General features: G+C 44.7%; 22 protein-coding genes. 12 read left to right on the top strand and 10 right to left on the bottom strand.

Going from position 1 to position 18970, the window contains the following annotated elements; translation table 11 throughout:
* The first annotated feature begins 31 nt into the window (after nt 1–31).
* Together L6442_RS20365 and L6442_RS20360 are read left to right on the top strand one after the other, a co-directional pair.
* On the top strand, nt 32–1375 hold the full coding sequence (locus L6442_RS20365; RefSeq protein ID WP_237100013.1) for a hypothetical protein: 1344 nt from the start codon (nt 32–34) through the stop codon (nt 1373–1375).
* A 467-nt stretch (nt 1376–1842) separates the two neighbouring features.
* Nucleotides 1843–2763: a DMT family transporter gene (locus tag L6442_RS20360; RefSeq protein WP_212981511.1), complete on the top strand. Its 921-nt coding sequence runs from the start codon at nt 1843–1845 to the stop codon at nt 2761–2763.
* 33 nt (nt 2764–2796) lie between these two features.
* On the opposite strand, the gene L6442_RS20355 is transcribed toward L6442_RS20360, so the two are convergent.
* The 6 genes from L6442_RS20355 to L6442_RS20330 all read right to left on the bottom strand — a co-directional run bounded on the left by L6442_RS20355 (nt 2797) and on the right by L6442_RS20330 (nt 7108).
* Complete coding sequence (locus L6442_RS20355; RefSeq protein WP_237100012.1) at nt 2797–3867, bottom strand: sensor histidine kinase; 1071 nt, start codon at nt 3865–3867, stop codon at nt 2797–2799.
* Nucleotides 3860–4558 (bottom strand): response regulator transcription factor, encoded by a 699-nt coding sequence (locus tag L6442_RS20350; protein ID WP_194233647.1) that lies wholly within the window; start codon nt 4556–4558, stop codon nt 3860–3862. The genes L6442_RS20355 and L6442_RS20350 overlap by 8 nt, the downstream gene beginning before the upstream one ends.
* Nucleotides 4555–5172 carry a DedA family protein gene (locus L6442_RS20345; RefSeq protein ID WP_194233646.1) on the bottom strand — a complete coding sequence of 206 codons (618 nt, stop codon included), beginning with the start codon at nt 5170–5172 and terminating at the stop codon, nt 4555–4557. The genes L6442_RS20350 and L6442_RS20345 overlap by 4 nt, the downstream gene beginning before the upstream one ends.
* Complete coding sequence (locus L6442_RS20340; RefSeq protein ID WP_212981510.1) at nt 5162–5797, bottom strand: phosphatase PAP2 family protein; 636 nt, start codon at nt 5795–5797, stop codon at nt 5162–5164. Before L6442_RS20340 ends, L6442_RS20345 begins: the two co-directional genes overlap by 11 nt.
* Entirely contained in the window at nt 5794–6366 is a 573-nt protein-coding gene (locus L6442_RS20335; RefSeq protein WP_373871870.1) for a class I SAM-dependent methyltransferase, read from the bottom strand. Before L6442_RS20335 ends, L6442_RS20340 begins: the two co-directional genes overlap by 4 nt.
* Nucleotides 6367–6574: 208 nt before the next feature.
* The gene (locus L6442_RS20330; protein WP_212981508.1) at nt 6575–7108 is read right to left on the bottom strand and encodes a nucleotidyltransferase family protein; all 534 of its coding nucleotides are present in this window, start codon (nt 7106–7108) and stop codon (nt 6575–6577) included.
* A 241-nt stretch (nt 7109–7349) separates the two neighbouring features.
* Here L6442_RS20330 and L6442_RS20325 point away from each other — a divergent pair, with 241 nt between their 5' ends.
* The 7 genes from L6442_RS20325 to L6442_RS20295 all read left to right on the top strand — a co-directional run bounded on the left by L6442_RS20325 (nt 7350) and on the right by L6442_RS20295 (nt 13398).
* A complete protein-coding gene (locus L6442_RS20325; protein ID WP_212981507.1) occupies nt 7350–8342 on the top strand; it encodes a serine hydrolase domain-containing protein in 993 nt (330 codons plus the stop codon).
* 13 nt (nt 8343–8355) lie between these two features.
* The gene (locus L6442_RS20320; protein WP_212981506.1) at nt 8356–9024 is read left to right on the top strand and encodes a hypothetical protein; all 669 of its coding nucleotides are present in this window, start codon (nt 8356–8358) and stop codon (nt 9022–9024) included.
* Nucleotides 9025–9190: 166 nt separating this feature from the next.
* Nucleotides 9191–10438 (top strand): agmatine deiminase family protein, encoded by a 1248-nt coding sequence (locus tag L6442_RS20315; protein WP_212981505.1) that lies wholly within the window; start codon nt 9191–9193, stop codon nt 10436–10438.
* A 335-nt stretch (nt 10439–10773) separates the two neighbouring features.
* On the top strand, nt 10774–11220 hold the full coding sequence (locus tag L6442_RS20310; protein WP_212981504.1) for an NUDIX domain-containing protein: 447 nt from the start codon (nt 10774–10776) through the stop codon (nt 11218–11220).
* A gap of 22 nt (nt 11221–11242) precedes the next feature.
* The gene (locus L6442_RS20305; RefSeq protein WP_212981503.1) at nt 11243–12004 is read left to right on the top strand and encodes a kanamycin nucleotidyltransferase C-terminal domain-containing protein; all 762 of its coding nucleotides are present in this window, start codon (nt 11243–11245) and stop codon (nt 12002–12004) included.
* Nucleotides 12005–12080: 76 nt separating this feature from the next.
* A complete protein-coding gene (locus L6442_RS20300; protein WP_212981502.1) occupies nt 12081–12722 on the top strand; it encodes an alpha/beta fold hydrolase in 642 nt (213 codons plus the stop codon).
* A 175-nt stretch (nt 12723–12897) separates the two neighbouring features.
* Complete coding sequence (locus L6442_RS20295; RefSeq protein ID WP_212981501.1) at nt 12898–13398, top strand: RNA polymerase sigma factor; 501 nt, start codon at nt 12898–12900, stop codon at nt 13396–13398.
* 84 nt (nt 13399–13482) lie between these two features.
* On the opposite strand, the gene L6442_RS20290 is transcribed toward L6442_RS20295, so the two are convergent.
* The 3 genes from L6442_RS20290 to L6442_RS20285 form a co-directional block, all read right to left on the bottom strand.
* A complete protein-coding gene (locus L6442_RS20290; protein ID WP_212981500.1) occupies nt 13483–14571 on the bottom strand; it encodes a DUF1648 domain-containing protein in 1089 nt (362 codons plus the stop codon).
* Nucleotides 14572–14798: 227 nt separating this feature from the next.
* Complete coding sequence (locus tag L6442_RS33165) at nt 14799–15119, bottom strand: thiol-disulfide oxidoreductase DCC family protein (protein ID WP_373871869.1); 321 nt, start codon at nt 15117–15119, stop codon at nt 14799–14801.
* Nucleotides 15120–15156: 37 nt separating this feature from the next.
* Nucleotides 15157–15579 carry a hypothetical protein gene (locus L6442_RS20285; RefSeq protein ID WP_212981498.1) on the bottom strand — a complete coding sequence of 141 codons (423 nt, stop codon included), beginning with the start codon at nt 15577–15579 and terminating at the stop codon, nt 15157–15159.
* Between L6442_RS20285 and L6442_RS20280 the strand changes: the two genes are divergently transcribed.
* Nucleotides 15578–16474, top strand: a complete 897-nt coding sequence (locus tag L6442_RS20280; protein WP_212981497.1) for an alpha/beta fold hydrolase — start codon at nt 15578–15580, stop codon at nt 16472–16474. The two genes, L6442_RS20285 and L6442_RS20280, sit on opposite strands and share 2 nt — an antisense overlap.
* A gap of 260 nt (nt 16475–16734) precedes the next feature.
* Here L6442_RS20280 and L6442_RS20275 read toward each other — a convergent pair whose 3' ends face one another.
* Nucleotides 16735–17055: a TFIIB-type zinc ribbon-containing protein gene (locus L6442_RS20275; protein WP_212981496.1), complete on the bottom strand. Its 321-nt coding sequence runs from the start codon at nt 17053–17055 to the stop codon at nt 16735–16737.
* A 168-nt stretch (nt 17056–17223) separates the two neighbouring features.
* Here L6442_RS20275 and L6442_RS20270 point away from each other — a divergent pair, with 168 nt between their 5' ends.
* Both L6442_RS20270 and L6442_RS20265 read left to right on the top strand, forming a co-directional pair.
* Nucleotides 17224–17901, top strand: coding sequence for a helix-turn-helix domain-containing protein (locus L6442_RS20270; protein WP_212981627.1), 678 nt, complete (start codon nt 17224–17226; stop codon nt 17899–17901).
* Nucleotides 17859–18779, top strand: a complete 921-nt coding sequence (locus L6442_RS20265; protein ID WP_212981628.1) for an IS3 family transposase — start codon at nt 17859–17861, stop codon at nt 18777–18779. Before L6442_RS20270 ends, L6442_RS20265 begins: the two co-directional genes overlap by 43 nt.
* Nucleotides 18780–18970 lie beyond the last annotated feature (191 nt).

Below are 18970 nucleotides of genomic sequence, written 5' to 3'. Positions count from 1 at the left end.
GGGCGATGATCACCAGGACGAACAGGAAAGGATGATGATGGCCTTGGTCAAGCTTATGCAGCAACTGCCCACAGAGATTATCATCGGTGTAATCGGGCCCTTGGAACTGCTGCCGCTTATTTTGCAGACGCTTAAAGCCTTTCCTTCCTTTGTTCCTGAAGTTAGGGTTTATCGTCATGAAGCGGAGATATTCCAGCAAACTCGTGAGCTGATGGATCAAGTTGAGGTACTGCTGTTTTCAGGGCCCGAACCATACCGTATCGCTAAGCAGCAGCTTAAATTAAGCGTGCCCGCATTTTATGTGCCGAACAGCGGGACAGGATTATACCGCGCTTTGTTCCACCTTGATTATAAAAGCGACATGCCGGCCTGCACGGTCGACTCCATTTCGAAGCTTGCCGTCGAACGGGTGTTTACCGAACTGGGCATGCATGGGTCCGATATGTTTTATTACGAAGGGGAGCCGCTGCTTTCGCGGGATGAGGTACTGAGGTTCCATATACAGCATTTTGAACAAGGGAAGAGCAACGCAGCTCTGACCGGCAGCAGGGAAATATCCGAGATGCTTAGCGTTCATGGAATCCCCAACGAATGGGTCATGCCTACGGAGCAGGATATCACGGTCAGTCTGGAGCGGGCCCTGCTTTCGACAGAAACGCGGCGCGGCAAAGAAGCCCAGTGCGTGATTGGTTATATTAGCATTGACTATACGAAAGAAGCAGGGGGGCGGCTTTTTCAAGACAAGGACAGGCAGCGAATCGATTTAGCGGTGAAAAGCTTCGTGGAATCATTGAATGGCCATGTCTCCAACCTGGACGAGCATGACTATTTGTTCATCACAACGCGGGGAATTTTTGAAGCCGTTACCGGGGGCTATAAATCGATTCAACTGGCCAAGGAAATCGGTAAGGAATACGGTATTCGGATGAGTATTGGAGCCGGATTCGGTTCAAGCGCATCCGATGCGGGGGCAAATGCCGGCATCGCATTGCGCCACGCCAAAGACGCAGGCGGAAATATATGCTTTATCGTACGGGAAGACCGGAGTATCATCGGCCCGCTCGAGATGGCGGAGTCGAACGAGTGCGACATGTCGCTGATCAATAACAAGCTGTTGAAGGAAGCGGAAGCTGCAGGGATGTCCCCGCTGCACCTGAGCAAACTTGTTGTCCAGGTTGCCCGCTCCGGAAGGACGGAATACAGCGCTTTTGAGTTGGCCATGATCTTGAGCATTACGGTCCGGAGTACGCATCGGCTGTTGTCGCTATGGCTGGATGCCGGCCTCGTGGAAATATCGCATGAAATCAAAGCTCCGTCGAAGGGACGGCCCAAACAAATATACCGTTTTCCGTTTTTGCAGGAACTTGTTCGGTGACGGTTGTTTGCTTGCCGGGACGTTAATCCGTGAATCCGCTTACACGCCCAGAAAGTATATATTTCCGGGGTCCCCGCAAAGTAATCGGAATAAGCTTCGAAGGTCACGCGTCACTTTGTGGGGGTTGAATTTCCGGGGTCCCCGCAAAGTAATCGGAATAAGCTTCGAAGGTCATGCGTCACTTTGTGGGGGTTGAATTTCCGGGGTCCCCGCAAAGTAATCGGAATAAGCTTCGAAGGTTATGCGTCACTTTGTGGGGGTTGAATTTCCGGGGTTCCCGCAAAGTAATCGGAATAAGCTTCAAAGGCTACACGTCACTCTGTACTTTTGCTTCGCAAAAGCGCCCCTCTGAGAGAGGCGCCCTTACTTCTTTCCGATACTCTTTGTGGGGTTATTTTGGGATAGATGCTTTTGCCGGGCCGTGATACAATAAGTTGTTGTGATCATTGTACCGGAAAGGAAACACCATGAAAAAAAATGCACCGATTCCAACCGCCATCCCTTTGTTCATCGGTATTATCGCCGTTTCGTTTTCATCGATTTTCGTCAAATGGTCCTCGGCTCCAGCATCGATCCAAGGCATGTACCGGCTCTTATTTACCGTGCTCCTGATGCTTCCGTTTATTCGCCCGCATCTGGCGGAGCTCAAGTCATTGACCGGGAAGAAATTTATGATGCTGTTTGCTTCGGGATTTTTCCTGGCGCTGCATTTTCTGCTGTGGATGGGTTCGCTAAAGCTGACGACGGTATCCAGCTCGACGATTATTTTGGCTCTGGAGCCTGTTTTTATTGTCATCGGCGCATTTTTCATTTATAAGGAACGCACCTCGCGTGTCGCCATGATTGGCATGGGCGTAGCGATTGCTGGCGCGGTTCTGATCGGCTGGGGAGATATCGGCGTGTCCAGGAATAATTTGATCGGCGATTTGCTGTCGCTGCTCGGAACGCTCGCGGTATCCGTCCATATGCTGATCGGTCAAAAAGCGGTGCAGCAGGTATCCTCATATATATACAGCTTTATCGTATTTCTGTCTGCAACGATCGTGTTTGCGGTGTACAACGTGGTGTGCGGCATTTCTTTTACGGCATATTCCGGCAATGATTGGGCGATGTTTGCGCTGCTTGCGGTCGTGCCGACGGTTTTTGGCCACTTATTGTTCAATTGGCTGCTGCAGTATGTGTCGGCGACGACGATCTCCATGAGCATATTGGGAGAACCTGTCGGTTCCAGCCTGCTCGCTTTTCTTCTGCTTGGCGAACAAATGACTTTGTTCCAGATTACGGGCGGGATGTTGGCCATTTCCGGATTGATCGTATTTTTGAACGCCGACCGTTTCAAAGGCAGCCCGAAAGGGAAACGGGCGGCTGAACCGTTAAAATCGGCATAAAATTTATAACATTACCTGCTTGCTGCGGGCACTTTACTTCGAAATTCGGGGCAACTCGATAAAAAAAGTGAAGTGCCCGTTTTGATGCTGTAAGCCAATGCGGCCTCCATGCAGCTCTACGATGTTTTTGGCGATCGATAGCCCGAGACCCGCGCCGGGGGATGCATGATATTCGTTACGCGACGGATCTGCCTTGTAAAACCTTTCGAACAGCAGTTTCTCCTGCTCCGGAGATATCGGCTTACCGACATTTTCAACGGTAAAATAAATCTGCTGCCCTTGCACTGCAAGCCGCACCGTAATTTCACCGGGTTTGATGGAAAACTTAAGTGCGTTCATCAACAGGTTGTCGATGGTGCGGACCATTTTTTCCGTATCGATATATCCATAGATTGGCTTCTGATCTCGGATGATATGGACTGTTAATGAATTTTCCAGGGCAATCGGTTCGAACTCGTTTATGATCTGCGTAAGCAAACCATCCATATCGACCTCTTTCCAGGAAAACGTTGCCGAGCCGCTGGTTAATCGCGTGTATTCAAACAAGTCGTCAATCAGCTGCTTTAACTGCTGCGATTTATTGTAGGCATTGCTGATATAACGTTTATGTTCCTCCAGGTTCGTGTAATCGTCGTTTTTTAGCAAATTCAGATAACCGATGATGCTGGTAAGCGGCGTGCGCAGATCATGCGAGACGCCCGTAATCAGTTCCAGTTTCGACTGTTCGATCTGGCGCTCGCGATTCATTTTTTCCTGCAGCTGTTCTGCCATGAAATTGATGCTTTTGGCGACTTCCCCCAGCTCGTCTTCGCTGGACGTCGGCAGCCGGTAATCCAGATTCCCGCCCGCTATGGTCATGAGGCCGTCGGCAAGCGTCCGTAAATAACGCACGATGGGCCTGGTAAGCAGAAAAAAGTAAAACATAAACGAAGCGATCAGGAACAAAACATCGCCGACAGCGCTTAGTTCCCTAAGGTCGAGGGACAAATACGCAAGAAGCCAAGACGTAGCCAGCATGAGGATGAAACTGATCAAAGCCGCCCAGAACATGCGTATCCGGATGTTTTTTTTTCCACTCAGAGCAGAAAGAAACTTCCTATTCAACTTTATATCCCACTCCCCAAACCGTCTTGATATATCTAGGCTCCCGCGGGTTGTCTTCGATTTTTTCGCGGATATTGCGGATATGAACCATGATGGTGTTATCGGATAAAAATTTATTTTCTTTCCAGACGCTTTGGTATATTTTTTCCACATTAAATACATGCCCGCGATGGCTGGCCATCAGTTCTAGAATAGAGAATTCGAGCGGGGTAAGCGATACTTCCCTGCCGCGAACCGTAACGATATGGCGGCTTCTATCGATGACCAGGTCGTTTATTTCGATGACATCTCCGATTGGTTGGGATTTCCCGTCATTGTCACCGCTTAATTTAAGCCTGCGGAGCTGCGCTTTGACCCGCGCGATCAGTTCCAGCGGATTAAAAGGTTTGGCGACATAATCGTCGGCTCCCGTCGTCAGCCCCGTTATTTTATCGATATCCTCGCCTTTGGCGGACAGCATAATGATCGGGATGTTTAATGCCTCGCGGATTTTGAAGCAGGTTTTAATTCCGTCGAGATTCGGCATCATGACATCCAAAATGATCAAATCAACCTCCTCGCGGTTCAAGATATTGAGCGCCTGCAGGCCATCCTCGGCCTCGAATACTTGGAATCCTTCATTGCGCAAAAATATATGAACCACGTCCCGAATTTCCGGATCATCGTCAACGACGAGTATTTTTGAGGTCAAAGTTTATCTCCTCCTTTTCGATTTTTGCTGATGCGAGCATAACGGATCCCGAAATATAAGCCCCCGAGCGCGAGCGGTATCCAGAGCAGCTTGATTCCCAAATGATAAATCAGTTCACCTAACTCCTGCACGTGATCAAAGGCAAAATGCCCAGTGGTAAAGAAAATGGCCGTCCAAACAAGCCCGGTTGTGAAGGAAATCAAAGCGTAACGCCATACCGCCATTTTGTTAAGACCGACCATGTATGGCATGATATGGCGTATGATCGGGAAAAAGTAACTGATGACTAATGCAAAACTACCATATTTATGCACGAGCTTCTCTGAAAAATCAATATATTTCCTCATTTTTTCTTTGCGGCGCAGCCGATCAAGCACAGATAGCCCGAACCATCGTCCAAGCGCATAACCCAGCGATAATCCGGAGACAACGCCTAAATAAGTTAAAATAAAGGCAGGGAGCGTGTGCAGAAGCCCGCTTGCCGTAACGGCGCCTCCGGTCATGACGACCACTTCATCGGGAATCGGCATGCCGACGATGCCGAGCCACAAGGCGAAAAATAGTGCAGCATAACCGAAATGCTGAATATACGACATCAGCGTATTATAATCCATGAGCCGCACGCTTCTCTCTGCCCGGCTTGAATATTTTGCGTCCGATCCAAAAATAAAGCATCTCCGCCAATACGATTCCTCCCACAACGTCCATCAATACATGCTGTTTGACAAACAGAGTGGAAAGTATAATGATCCCGGAGGTTGCGCAAACCGCAGCGTTTGCCAGCCGGCTGAGCTTGCATTGATAAGCCGCCTTCACAACGATATAGCTGGTCAGGACATGAATGCTCGGGAAGCAATTGTACGGCGCATCCATTTGATAAACGATGCCGACGAGCCAGTTTAATACGCCGTCTTGGCCGATTTCCGGCCGCGGAAACGTTGTTTGGTACAAATAAAAAACAAGATAGCATACGGCAAGCCCGACACATGTCAGCGTTAAGCTGCGGTAATAGACGTTGCGATCCTTCCGGAAAAATACGATAAACATCAGAAAGACGTACGGATACCAAATCAGGTATGGAATGATAAAAGCGGGCACGAACGGGATCAGGCGATCCCACGCGGTAATCAATTGGGCGGTGTCGGAACCGCCGCGGTTGAGAAAGCCATAACATATATTTAATACGGGAATGGACAGAAGCCAAGCCAGCGGCAAATAAGGGGCGAGCTTATTTTTCATGCGTATTCATCCCTTTTGCGGCAAACGTATACGAACGCCGGCGGTATATTCAACGGAACATAATGGATATGCTCGATATCGAACAAAGTGCTGAGCTGTTTTCTCATCTGCTGCGAATATTGAAAGGCGATAAACAAACCGCCCGGCTTCAATGAAGTTACAATTTGCTCCATCAACTGATCGCGCAGGTCTTGCGGGAAGTTAAAAAATGGCAGCCCGCTCAAAATGCAGTCCAGTTGCTCAATCTGCTCATTTTGGAGCGCTTCTGTCAGCTTGCATGCATCTTCATAACAAGAATAAGCGGGGAAGCTTTCCGCTATTTGGCTGCGGAGCAGAGAATCTTTTTCAAACAACAGTACATGCGCATGTTTCAGGTTTACCGCTTCGATATATTTGGTGATGGCCCCTGTGCCCGCTCCAAGCTCAGCGATGTGTTCGACCTGGTTCCAGTCCACCGATTCAAGCATCTTTTTAGCCAAAAACGCGGAACTGGGCGTAATACTGCCGATTTGTTTCGGCGCCTGCGAAAATTTGTACAGAAACAACACTTTCTCCTGAATACTTCTCATCATCACTCGATTTCTCCTTCCTCATTCCACATACCAGCATCTCAATACTAAGAAAGATTTCTTCGGAACGAGCAAAGGAAATTCTGAAGTATTTCTGAAGTTCAGCTGAATAAAAAAGGCCGTATAGGACGTTAACCAAAACCAGCTAATATATAGGAGCAACTTGCCTAAGCACTTCTTTCTAAAATGGCTCTTAGATCGAAAGAGATCAAAATAAATTCAACAACTGGCGATAATCGCTATCAGTAAGATAATTCTCCAGAAATTGAAGATCGAGATTTTTTAACTTTATAACGTCCTTGATTTTGCTGATTCTATCAAACTTTTTCATTTCATGATTTGAATGCAACTGTAGTTCCAATGGGACAACAGGAATAGACATTCCGTGATAATTTTCATATCTTCTGATTTCCCATACTACAGGGCTCAGTTCAAGGTACTCATGCGAAGCTGTGTTGGAAATTTCAATTTGGATCCCGTGAATATTCAATCGGGCATATGACCATTTATCCTTATCCCCATTCATAGAATAGACAGCAATTTCCTTTGTGGAAATCCAGTTTTTATTAAATATAAGGGGCTGGTTTGATTCCGGTAAAAAGTCCGTAAACAGATGGGCGATTTTATCTACGTCATCACTCCGCTTTACCAAGATATCAATGTCATGGGGTTGAAGATTGCACCCTTGAATTAGGGATGCTGCTGAACCTGCAACAATCCAAACAATATCTGTAACAGGCATACGATCATAAAAGATTTTTAAAACTTCGTAGATAGATTTAATTTTTGAAATCTCCTTTCATTTTATCGCTATTAGTATATAATTACACATATTAACATTTATGGATAGGTTGTATTAGGTAAATTGAAGGCGGGCAGCGATCAGAAGAACGATCCGTAACCGCAGCGGTCACTTCGCACAATGTCAGGAACTGATTTTAGTATTGAGCCCTAATTATATTAAAAAATGAGGTGTATCGCCCGTGATCCGTCAATTGGAAGAAATTATTGAAAATTATAATAGAGAAAACCTCTTATGCGGCAACATCCTGATTTCAAAAGAAGGAAAAGAGTTATTCAGTAAATCCTACGGTCATGCGAGCATGCAGTTAAATGTTGCGAATCATATCGATACCAAGTTTCATATTGCTTCCGTTACGAAGATGTTTATTGCCGCCGCGACGCTCAAACTTCACGAACAAGGGCTTATTCATCTTAATGAACATCCCGGCAAATACGTAGAAAAATTTAAGATACTTCATCCTGAAATCAGCATTCATCATTTATTAAGCCATTCGTCAGGATTGCAGGATATATATGCGGTACCTAACTTACGTTACGAGATGAGCAAATTAAAAGTCGAAGACGGAAATATTGCGGACTATTTAACTCAGCTCAATCAGGAGTTTCATCCGGGGGAGCGCTGGGGGTACAGCAGCACCGGCTTTATCATGTTAGGGTATATTTTAGAGGTTTTGACCGGGATGAAATATGAGGAAATCTTTGATTTATGGTTCTTTTCGCCTCTGCAGATGAAATCTACCGGGCCAGATAACCCGCGGAAAATCAATCCTGACCGTGCGTACGGACATGCCATGGAAAATGGAGAAATCACGAATGCCGACAATGATAAACTAAGCGATGTGGACGCGCCTGGAGAGCTATATTCAACCGTTCGCGATTTGGATCGATGGTGCAAAGCTTTATTTGGCGGAGAACTGCTTAAGCCTGAGACGATGGAAAAGATGTTTGCGCCATATTACGCGACAACGTTCGATCCGAACTTGAATTATGGATATGGATGGTTTTTGGGGTCCGATTTTCGTCTGATCGGTGGAGGGACGCCAGGCTTCCGGTCCGAAATTTGGCATTATCCGGCAAGCGACTTGCGGGTAATTATGCTGTGGAATTACGAAAAGGTCGATTCGCATCAATTGTTTCGCCAGATCAAACCGGTTTTAATAGATATTTTATAAGAAGGAGCATTTAATGAGCTATCATTTTACATCGGTCCGAAAAAAGACCAGAGGCATGAGCAGGAGGGCAAGGAACCTTCCTCACTGGGGGGCCTACCATAAGAAACTGGATATTGAGTCTTTGGTCAAGGATCAGAAGGAATACGTCAAGTTATGGATTAGTCCCTTTTACAATCTGCATCAAATCAATAAAAACGAAGTTGGCAAGAAAAATCCCCCTTATAAATTCAGAACGCAAGTGCTGGACCAGCTCATGGAAATATATCTTGAATGGGAAAAGAAACTAAACAACTTAAAAGAGCCCTATTATCTTAAAATTTGGGTGGGAGACCCGGAGTTTATGGATTCGCAAGTTGTAGCGGCTGTTCGTTCAGAAATCGAATACTACGAGCGGATTTTTATCAAAAATCCGGATCCCAAGCCATTCCCTTACAAATCCCAACATCCTTGTTTCGATCGATTCACATGGGAGAGATGCATCAACGGATATTATGTGTGGGAGAGCGATCTGGAAACGGAGGAGGAGATGGAAGCGGCGAAGCGAAAAGCCGTTCAAACCAATGAATACATGATCGATGGACAGATGGAAAAATCATACTTTATCAGTACGGGGGATATGTGGACAGGGGAACTGGCTCAGGAATGTGGTAAAGGAAGTGGCCTTTTTGATGTCAATGAGTGAGCAAATTCGTCTGTGTGATGTTTTTACATATTTACGATAAATGAAATTATGCTCCTTGACTCTGGAGTTACTCCATAGTCTATCATTCATTTTAGAACGAAAAGTTTCAACCGTACATCATGAAGATGGATACATAGGATAAACAACCAGTAAAGGAGATGTTGTGATGAAGCAGTTTAGAACCGTTGGGGAGTTTGAACAGCAAGAATCCGTCTTGTTGATCTGGCCGCCTCCTGCAAATGCGACGAGAAGCCTCAATGTTGATATCGTTAGTGTACAGGTTGTTCAAGCTTTGATGGGAGAGGTCATCGTACTGATATGCAGCTTTAACGAGGAAGTAGAGAAGCGAGCTCGGAAAGCACTTCAAGATCAGGGTGTAGACACTGCATGCATCCGCTTTGTGCGCTTTCCTGCGAGTGTTGTTTTCCCGCGGGACTTTGGGGCAGAAGTCATCATCAATGACGAGGGGGAGCGTGCACGCGTTGATTTTCGTTTTAACATGTATGGCTTCTTAACTGAAGAAGACGAGTTTTCTCGCTTGCATCGAGGCTTTGGGAAGTTTCAAGCTGAGCAAGTTGGCATCGAGCATACGATTCATGCGGACTTAATCAGCGAAGGCGGAGATCGGGAGTTTAATGGACGCGGCGTGATGATGTCAATACGAGAAACGGAAGTGGATAAGCGCAATCCGGAGAAGACATTTGCCGAGGTTGAAGAGGAACTGAAAAGAGTCTTTCGACTTGACCGAATCATTTGGCTTCCGCGAGCGACCTATGACGATGAGCATCCTGGTATGGGAGCGATACCTTCTGCAGATGGCACGTTCCGTTCGTATCGAAGTGCTTCTGCGAATGGGCATATTGATGAGATGTGCAGATTTGTCGGCCCGGATACGGTAATCCTCGCGCATGTGACTGAGGAAGAGGCCAAGAGCAGCCAGCTGCACGCTTACAATAAAGAGCGATTAGATCAAGCTTATGAAGCGGTAAAGGCTGCAACTACCGTTGATGGAAAACCGTTTACGATCTTGAAAATACCGATGCCAGAGCCAATTTATATTGATCTTTACCCAGAGGATCAGGCATTTCAGACTTGGGAGTTTATGAAGGAATCGTTGAAAGGGAAGGACACGCTGTTCGATGGCAGTCCATTCCCGACAGCACCGATCAATGTATTGCCTGCGTTAAGCTACTGCAATTTTTTAATAGCGAATGGGGTCGTTGTGGCCCAGAAATATTATGAAGAGGGGATGCCGGAAGAAATTCGCAAGAAAGATGAGGAAGCTTTAAAAGTATTGAAGACAGCTTTCCCTGATCGGAGAATTGTTCAAATCAACACATTGGCCCTAAACTTGTATGGAGGCGGTATTCACTGCCACACTCGAAATATCCCTGCTGCAACTAAGAAGGAATAGTCGTGCTTAACCAGAATGAAGGGGAAGATCATCGAGCGGGAAGGGACAGCTAGTCGCAGTCCTCTCACCACCTAGCATGCGGGTCAGCGCTAGTAGGTTTGCCAACCTTGAAGAATGTCGCAATTCGGTTCGGTTAAACTATTGAGTCCTCGGGATTGCCAATAGGCGATTCCGAGGAATTTGTGTAAGCGGGGAGAGCATGGAGTGTGCCAGGCGCCTTTTCGAGTATCGATTATTCGCATGACGAATTCTATGAACCAACAGGTTTAGAGCTTTTACAAGTCATTGGCTTAAGGATGGCAAACAAAGTAATTAAAAAGTAGGTGAGTGAGTTCATGCTAAAGGCGATCAGCGAATTTCCTGCCGATAAGAAAATTGCCGGTATTCATAGCGTCCCTGTTACGGATGATGGCATGGTTGTGATGGTATGGGATCGAAACGAAAAAGTACTAACAACCGTCGGCGGACGATTGGAAAATAACGAAGGGATTCATACCGCATTAGACCGTGAGACCATGGAAGAAGCAGGGATTACTTTAGATACGAATAGGGTTCCTATTGCTTCGTGGTATTGGGATCATACAGATACATATACGGTTTTTGTTGTTGCTAAAGTCAGGGAATTTACGGCATTACCAGATGGTTTTGAGACGACAGGCAGGGTCGTTATGAATTTTGAAACGGCTCGGCAAATGGTTGCGAAGCTTGAAGGCGACAGCCATCGAATCAAAGTGCTTGAATGGGCTGAGGAAGTATATCATAAATTTTTAAAAGAGAATTAGGTATGAAAAGTGAGGACAAACAATGATGCCATTTCCGGTTTCGACTTCTAGGGAAGAGAAACTTCAAATCGTAAAAGTTATAAAGGACAAGCTGCTGAATCTGCATGGTGACGACATCGTCGGGATCGGAATCTATGGTTCTACGGCTTTAGGAAAAGAAGGCCCGTTTTCGGATATTGAGATGCATGTGGTTTCCAGGGATGGGGTTCAAATAAAAGGCCAGGAATTCATTTATGACAAATTTAAAATTGAAATCAGCACTATGCAGGAAAATGAAATATTAAGTCAGGCGATGGAAGTAGATGATTCCTGGGCCATTAAAGCAGGAGTGTTTATAAACATCTTGCCTATTTACGATCCCGGCCATTTTTTCGAAAGGTTGTCGAAACTCCCTTTTCAGGTTTCCGAGGATGCCGTCAGATCCGCGATGAGAGAGTTTATGATTTGGGAACCCTATGAAACAATCGGCAAAATAAGAAATAACTATATAGCGGGAAACTTGAACTATCTTCCTTTGGGAGCTAAAGATTTAAGCTGGCAAACAGCTAAGCTGATCGGTCTTGCGAATAGGCAATTTTATTGCACGCGGGCCACGACATATGAAGAATCGTTAAAAATGAAATCGAAGCCTTTTGGATATGAGGAGCTCGCTATTTGCGTAATGGAAGGGAAACTAAGTGATAAGGAGCACATATACCAACTCTGCGAAAACTTATGGACGGGTTTGAATGATTGGTATAAGGAGCTTGGCATTGAATATATAAGTACTGAGCTTCCTTTTTAGACCATAGTTTACAGTATGAAACTCTTGTTATACCTTATATGTAAACTAATCATACCTATTCGAAAGGATGAATCCAATGAAGATCCAGGAACTCGTTTTCCCCACTGCATGGGATGTGAATGCCATCTTCAAACGATTTGAAAAGGAAAATGCCGCGACTTTGGTTGTAGAGTTCCCGGGAGCCCATTACAGCACCGAGCTGCCGCTTTTTCATTACACCCGAAAACTGGCCTTTCAATTCGGATTTGATGTGTTATCGCTTGAATACGGCTACCAAAGCGCCCGCTTAAAACCTGAGATGAATGATCAGCTTATAGAGTCCATAGTAACTGATCTTGAACTTGCTTTTAACACACTGGATATCCAGAAATATAAGCAAGTGATTTTTCTGAGCAAAAGCTTAGGAACATGTATCGCCGGTTTGCTGGACGAGAGATTAAGAATGGATGTAAAACATATATTTTTGACGCCGATTGCTAAGACCATTCCCTTCATCAATGAACATAACTGTTTAGTGGTTACGGGTACAGAGGACCCTGTATTCACGGAAACCGAAAGAAGCCAAATATCCGGCGCAAGATTGCTTGTCATCGACGGGGCCAACCACGGCTTGGAGTTACAGGATGCAATGAAATCGCTGGAAGTCATGATAGGAATACTTGAGCAGGTAGACCGTTACTATGCTGAGTTAAGTGGCGAAGCCGAAGATCAGGAATAGATTTAGATCAGAATATGAAAATCACGGTGAACAGATGTATAATCATGATAGGAGCTCGAAAACTAGAGTCCCAGACCTTAGAGAAGCGAATTCTCGGGCTGGGGCTTTTTAAGATTATAAGTTTTTTAGTCAACATGACGTGATGACGTGAACAAGGTTGTCGGAACTTTATCAAATGTTAAGAGTAGAATATTACTCTTTTATTGTGTTGAAGCTACAATGTGTTTATGATGCTGAAGATTCTTTTCAAGATTGGATTAGTGCACTGTATCAAGCAAGATCTCAGAGAATGCCAAACAATCCAGCAGCTTATGCAGTGAAAATGCTGAAGAATATCATCAGTCAATATGTAAAAAAGAAAGACAAACAAGAGAAGCTAGATTCCGCATTGAAGGAGATTGCAGTAACGCTAGGCACTGAGGGTGGTACTTATATAGGGTATGACATTATGAATATCACTGTCAGTCTATCCGTTGATATATTCCACGATGAATTGCAGGAATTGCTATATAAGTTATCTATAGTAGAGCGACAGTATTTAATCTTAAATGTGATTTGGGGTTATACGAGCAGGGAGATTGCTGATGCTTTTAATGATACTGCTGCTACTGTTACAAAAAGAATTCAACGAGCTAAGAAGAAAATGAAAGGCAACATACAGAATCTGATTGTCTAATGTGGATGGCGTCTAATTTGGAAGCGAAAATATTTATTTGTTGAAAGCAAGAATACTCCGGTGAGTACTAACCTCAAAGCCTTGTTACCACACCACAACTAATAGTACAATAATTCCGAGCCCAATCAGCCAGATTACTGGGTGACCGAAATTTAATCCCCAGCCGACTCCGGACCTTTTCTCGACGATTAGGTTTGAATCCTTGCGATTGAAATAAATCATACCTAATAGCCATTTATCATCATCATGGACAGGTCTGACATTGGAGAAATCGGCAGATCGCTCCATGCGGCTTCCGCCCTGACCAGCCCAGAACGATAAGGCGAAGGCGTATAGGATGACAGAGGCTATTATAATTAGGATAATGGGGATAGCGAAATTGATATCAAGCAGAGATATCATGTTTAGTTGCACGACGGAAAACAGGATAACTATTAAGAAGCTTGCTGTAATCATAAAATATGACCAAGTACGGCGGAAAGTTACGTCTTGTCTGATGGAACGGTTCGGATCATTGGGTCGAACCTGCTGCTTCACTCTGCGAATACTCCAATTCTCAAATATGAACAAAAGTGTTATGAACACTTGTATTATCGTAGGCATAAACACAGAACTATAAGATTTAGCTGCATAGCGGTCTACGTTCCAACTGCTGTTGTAATGGATCGGAATCTGATCAGGAATCAGATCGTAGTTGCGTAGCACAGTTACAATACTAACAACACTAATTAAAACATGAATGAGGAACCAATTACTAGACAAGCCAATGTTTCTTTTCCGAAAACCAGTGTCCACTGCCATGATCGATGGTTCCGGAGCAATAGGCAGCATAGAAAGTAAACTTTTCATTTTGAAATGATAGCTAATGTTTATGACTAGGGAGATTACGACCATGGCGAGTGAATAAGTGACAATGATCCAACTTTGTTGCTTGGAATGTTCATCACCGTATATTAGGCAGATGATACAAACAATGAATAGGATGGTATGCAAGGTAGCACTAATCCTAGCATATGACTTCCGCATCTGGCGCAGAGGCTCACTGTGGAATTGTACAGCGCTGACGGTGACCCCAAAACTAATCGTCTCTCTTGTTAAATAAGGCATGCTTACCATGAGTACAATGGTAGGTACAAATACAAAGATCATTACTATAACAGGCATTATCGTCATATCATTCGCCTCCTCTTATACATAAGTGTGTATTCAAAAACTCTATAACCCTTAGAGCATAGGCGGTTCATCACTATGCCTTTTTGCGTATGATTATCCTATTAACTTAGGATAGGTAATCGACTTGAACATAAATTTAATTATAATCGATTTTAGTGACTACATGGGTAAAATTAACATTTATCCAGATCTTTTTGCTACGCAGCGCTACTCATCTGACAACTGAATTATGGCAAGTACATCTGTTTGAAATTCTGTGTAGGTAAAGGACAGGTTTTCGTTATCCGAATTTTTTTTCGATGCTTAGCCACGAAACGATAGACAGGATTTCGGATGAAGGGTGGGATAACCAGCAGTAGCAAAATTGGGCGAAATGCTCGCCTCGTATCTGCAATGGCGCGGATTACTGCGTCAGAGTATAAATAAGTGCGTCCATGCTTAATATAGTACATGCTGTCCACACTTTCATCCAACTCCACATGTTCCTGTGTCCATGTGCTATGGAAGTCTGTGATGCGCAAGGCATCGTTCCGGCAACTCTTAACCATTTTCTGGATCAGTGAACTGCACATAGAGCATCCCCCATCATAGATGAGAACTTGCATGATGATCACCTGCTTTCAAATGCATCAATTGACGATAGACTGATCTAACTATACCAGCAATCATAATCGCAGAGAACCTCCACAGTCCTAGCAATACAGCAATTAATGCATGAAGCAGCATACCAATCCAAAAATACCACTTGTAGTGTTTGATCGGTGCCAACAATGCTGCTGCCAGAAGCAACTCTGCCACCGTCGTTCCCCATGTGATCACAAACACAAATGGTGATATAAGAAGGGGCTTAAACAGCGACAGCATTGTGTCATTAAAACCCAGCATCGCACTATTGAAGTAATAATACACGGCTGAGCCGTCTATCCATTCTGGATTTTTCAGCCTCGTAATACCAGCATTAAAGTAAATGACTGCCATTGTGGGGTTATTGACGGAGGGATGAACCATGGGGAACCTGATACATATTCGCGGAACCCGAATTTACATTGAGGAATTAGGTCAATCAAACGAAGAAGCGTTATTATATTTGCATGGAGGCCCCGGCGCAAGCTGTATTGATTTTACATACCATCAAGCACAAGTTCTTTCTTCATGCATTCGAGTAATCGCGATAGATCAGCGGGGAGTACTGAGATCCGACCCGATCCAAGAGGGTGATCCATTCGGCATTCAAGACATCATTGAAGATTGCGAAGAGATCAGAAAAACTCTGGGAATCGAGCGCTGGTCTGTTTTAGGCCACTCTTTTGGCGGATATATGGCGCTGTTGTACGCACATCAATATCCGAATTCGGTAAAAAAGGTAATTTATGAAGCTCCTATGTTTGACTCAACGCTTTCGATGACATCATTATTTCGATTCGCATTACCTCTGTTTGAACAAGAAAACCAGGCGGACTATTTCCAAGAATGCCAAAAATACATTCATGGTACATATTCATCTAGTGAACTATGGAATGCGTGGCTGCAAATAGGGAACCAATTGGGAGACAAACGGGATTATGTTTATTTTCATGGGATTGATCCACTTGAATACAATAAAATATTTGATAATCCGGAAGTCACCGAAGAGCTATTGAACAGAAGTTATATTCACGGCCGTCGATTGCAGGAAGAAGGGGCGTTTTTTGAAAGTTTACTGCCGCTTCTTCCAAGCATTCAGCAGCCTTCGCTGCTTTTGTCCGGAAAATATGATCCCGTATGCTGTGAAGAACAGACGCGTGCTTTTAAAGACTTAACTCCTAACCGGAGGATCATTCTTTTTGAAGGCAGCGGACATTTTCCAAGGATAGAAGAGCGCGAAAAATATACGAGTGAGCTGCTGAAATTTATATCGGAGTGACATCTGAAAGAAAGGAATGTCCGGAAAATACATCAAAGGGAAGGGAACACCTGCACCCACTTACCTGCATAAATCATTAATGTCAACACCCAGGATGCGGCATCAAAATTAAAGTTAACCTCTCATACTGAGCCCCATCTACCAACAAATCCGGCTCAATCACAGATTGAGGCGGATTTGTTGCAAAGTTCTGAATTTGTTTTTGCATCCATGAAATATTGCTGTCGTGAATAACCCATGGCATTCTTTTGGAGCATAGATTAGTCGAACAAGTCTCCGAACATGTCCATGACACTTTTTTTCTTTTTCTTGTGGGGCGAGTGGCCATGCTGTGGGTACTGCTGCTGAGGTGGATAATGCTGCCCTGAAGGTTGGTTTTCTCTCGGTGCTTGATGCTGGCTGGGGGGATCCCCGTAATACCATTCGTTGTAATCCTGGCGGACTTCCCTGACATCCTGCATCAGCTTGTCCAGCTCACCCCGATCCAGCCATACCCCTTTGCAGGTGGGGCAAATGTCGATAAGAATGCCGTTTTTCTCTACTTCTTTCATGCGAGAGCCTTCGCAAACCGGGCAATTCATCACTACTCCTCCTTTTTTATTCCAATTTCACCAGTAATACGCCGCAGATGCACTGTTGGTTTCTTCTATTTTTTGACGACCGTCTGCCGTTCGGTGCGAATTTTGATATGCTCCCCTTACGGTAGACAGGTGAAATAATAAAACCTGCTACTGTAAGGGGGCTTTTTTATGCCTAATAAAAAATATGATGCGTCAGAGAAACTCGTTATTATTGGTGAAATCGAAAGCGGGGAAATTGGCGTTAAAGCTGCAGCCGAGAAATACGGTATCACCAAAACGACTTTGGCGAAATGGCGGCGTCGTTACAAGGTGTATGGTTATGAAGGGTTAGAGAAACGCACTCATAATCGAAATTATAGCGCTGAGCTTAAGCTCCAAGCGGTGAAGGATTACATAGAGGGAGGATTGTCTCAATATCAGATCATCGATAAATACAAGATTGCAAGCAGAACGCAGCTTTCCAACTGGATTAAGGAGTATAATCGTCATAGCAGCTTAAAAGCTTACTCAGGAGGAGCGAAAGCAATGACGAAGGGGCGTTCGACGACTTGGCAGGAACGGATCGATATTGTGCAATACTGTCTTGCTCATCAGTATGACTACCGTAAGACAGCGGACCATTTTCAGGTCTCCTACCAGCAAGTCTACCAATGGGTGAAGAAGTTTGAGAATGGCGGTCAGGATGCGTTAAAGGATGGCCGGGGGAGAAAGAAAGCGCCGGAGGAACTAACAGAGGCCGATCGCCAAAAACTCGAGATGAAAAAGATGGAGTATGAAATCGAGCGGCTTCGGGCGGAGAATGCATTTCTAAAAAAGTTACGGGAATTCCAAAGGAGGCGAAGCTAAGCCAATACCGTCATGAGAACGTCTATCTTACTATTCAAGCGCTTCAGGAAGAAGCGTTGTTCAGCGTTCAGCTGCTGTGTGACATTGCAGACATTTCACGTTCAAGCTATTACAAGTGGCTAAATCGCAAGCCCAGTTCCCATGAGCAGGAGAATGCAGAGTTAACGCATGTCATGATGTCCATTTATGAGAAAGTCGAGCGTACCTTTGGATACCGTCAATTAACGTTGCACATGCGCCGCCAAACGGGAAAAACGATTAACCAAAAGCGCGTGTACCGGCTGATGAAGATACAAGGAATTCAATCTGTCATCCGGAGGAAGAAAAAGAGATATGCGAGATCCACCCCACAGCAGGTGGCAGAGAACGTGCTGAACCGCAAATTCACTGCAGATGCGCCAAATGAAAAGTGGGTTACGGATGTGACGGAATTCAAGTACGGCAATGGCCAAAAAGCGTATCTAAGCGCTATTCTCGACCTTTATGATAAATCCATCGTTTCCTATGTATTCGGGCATTCCAATAACAAACCTCTTGTATTTCAGACGTTGAAACGGGCCTTGCAAGAAGTACCAGGAAGCAAGCCCATGCTTCATAGCGACCGGGGTTTCCAATATACCTCTCTGGATTTCAAGAAGCTCTTGGACGATGACGAAATGACTCAGAGTATGTCACGTGTTGGACGATGCATCGATAACGGTCCAATGGAATCTTTCTGGGGAACCCTAAAATGCGAGAAGTATTATTTACACACCTACCATACCTTTGAGGAGCTCGAAAAAGACCTCCAGGCCTATATCCACTTTTACAATTACGAACGATTACAAGCAAAACTAAACGGCCTCAGTCCGATGGAATTCAGGACAAAGGCCGCTTAATTGATTTTTATTTTTTGTACTGTCTACTTGACGGGGTGCAGTTCATTTGCAGGATAGTCTTGCCCATTTTCTTTTACATCCTCCTTATAATCAACTAATATGAGCATAAAGCAAGGGCGTTCATATTTCTTGATCAATCATGCGATGATGAGGAGAATGCGGTATGGAGTACATCGAACGAATGCAAGAAT

The sequence above is a fragment of the Paenibacillus azoreducens genome (assembly GCF_021654775.1).
GTDB classification, from domain to species: domain Bacteria; phylum Bacillota; class Bacilli; order Paenibacillales; family Paenibacillaceae; genus Paenibacillus_AQ; species Paenibacillus_AQ azoreducens.
This window is presented reverse-complemented; position numbering and strand designations above follow the sequence as displayed.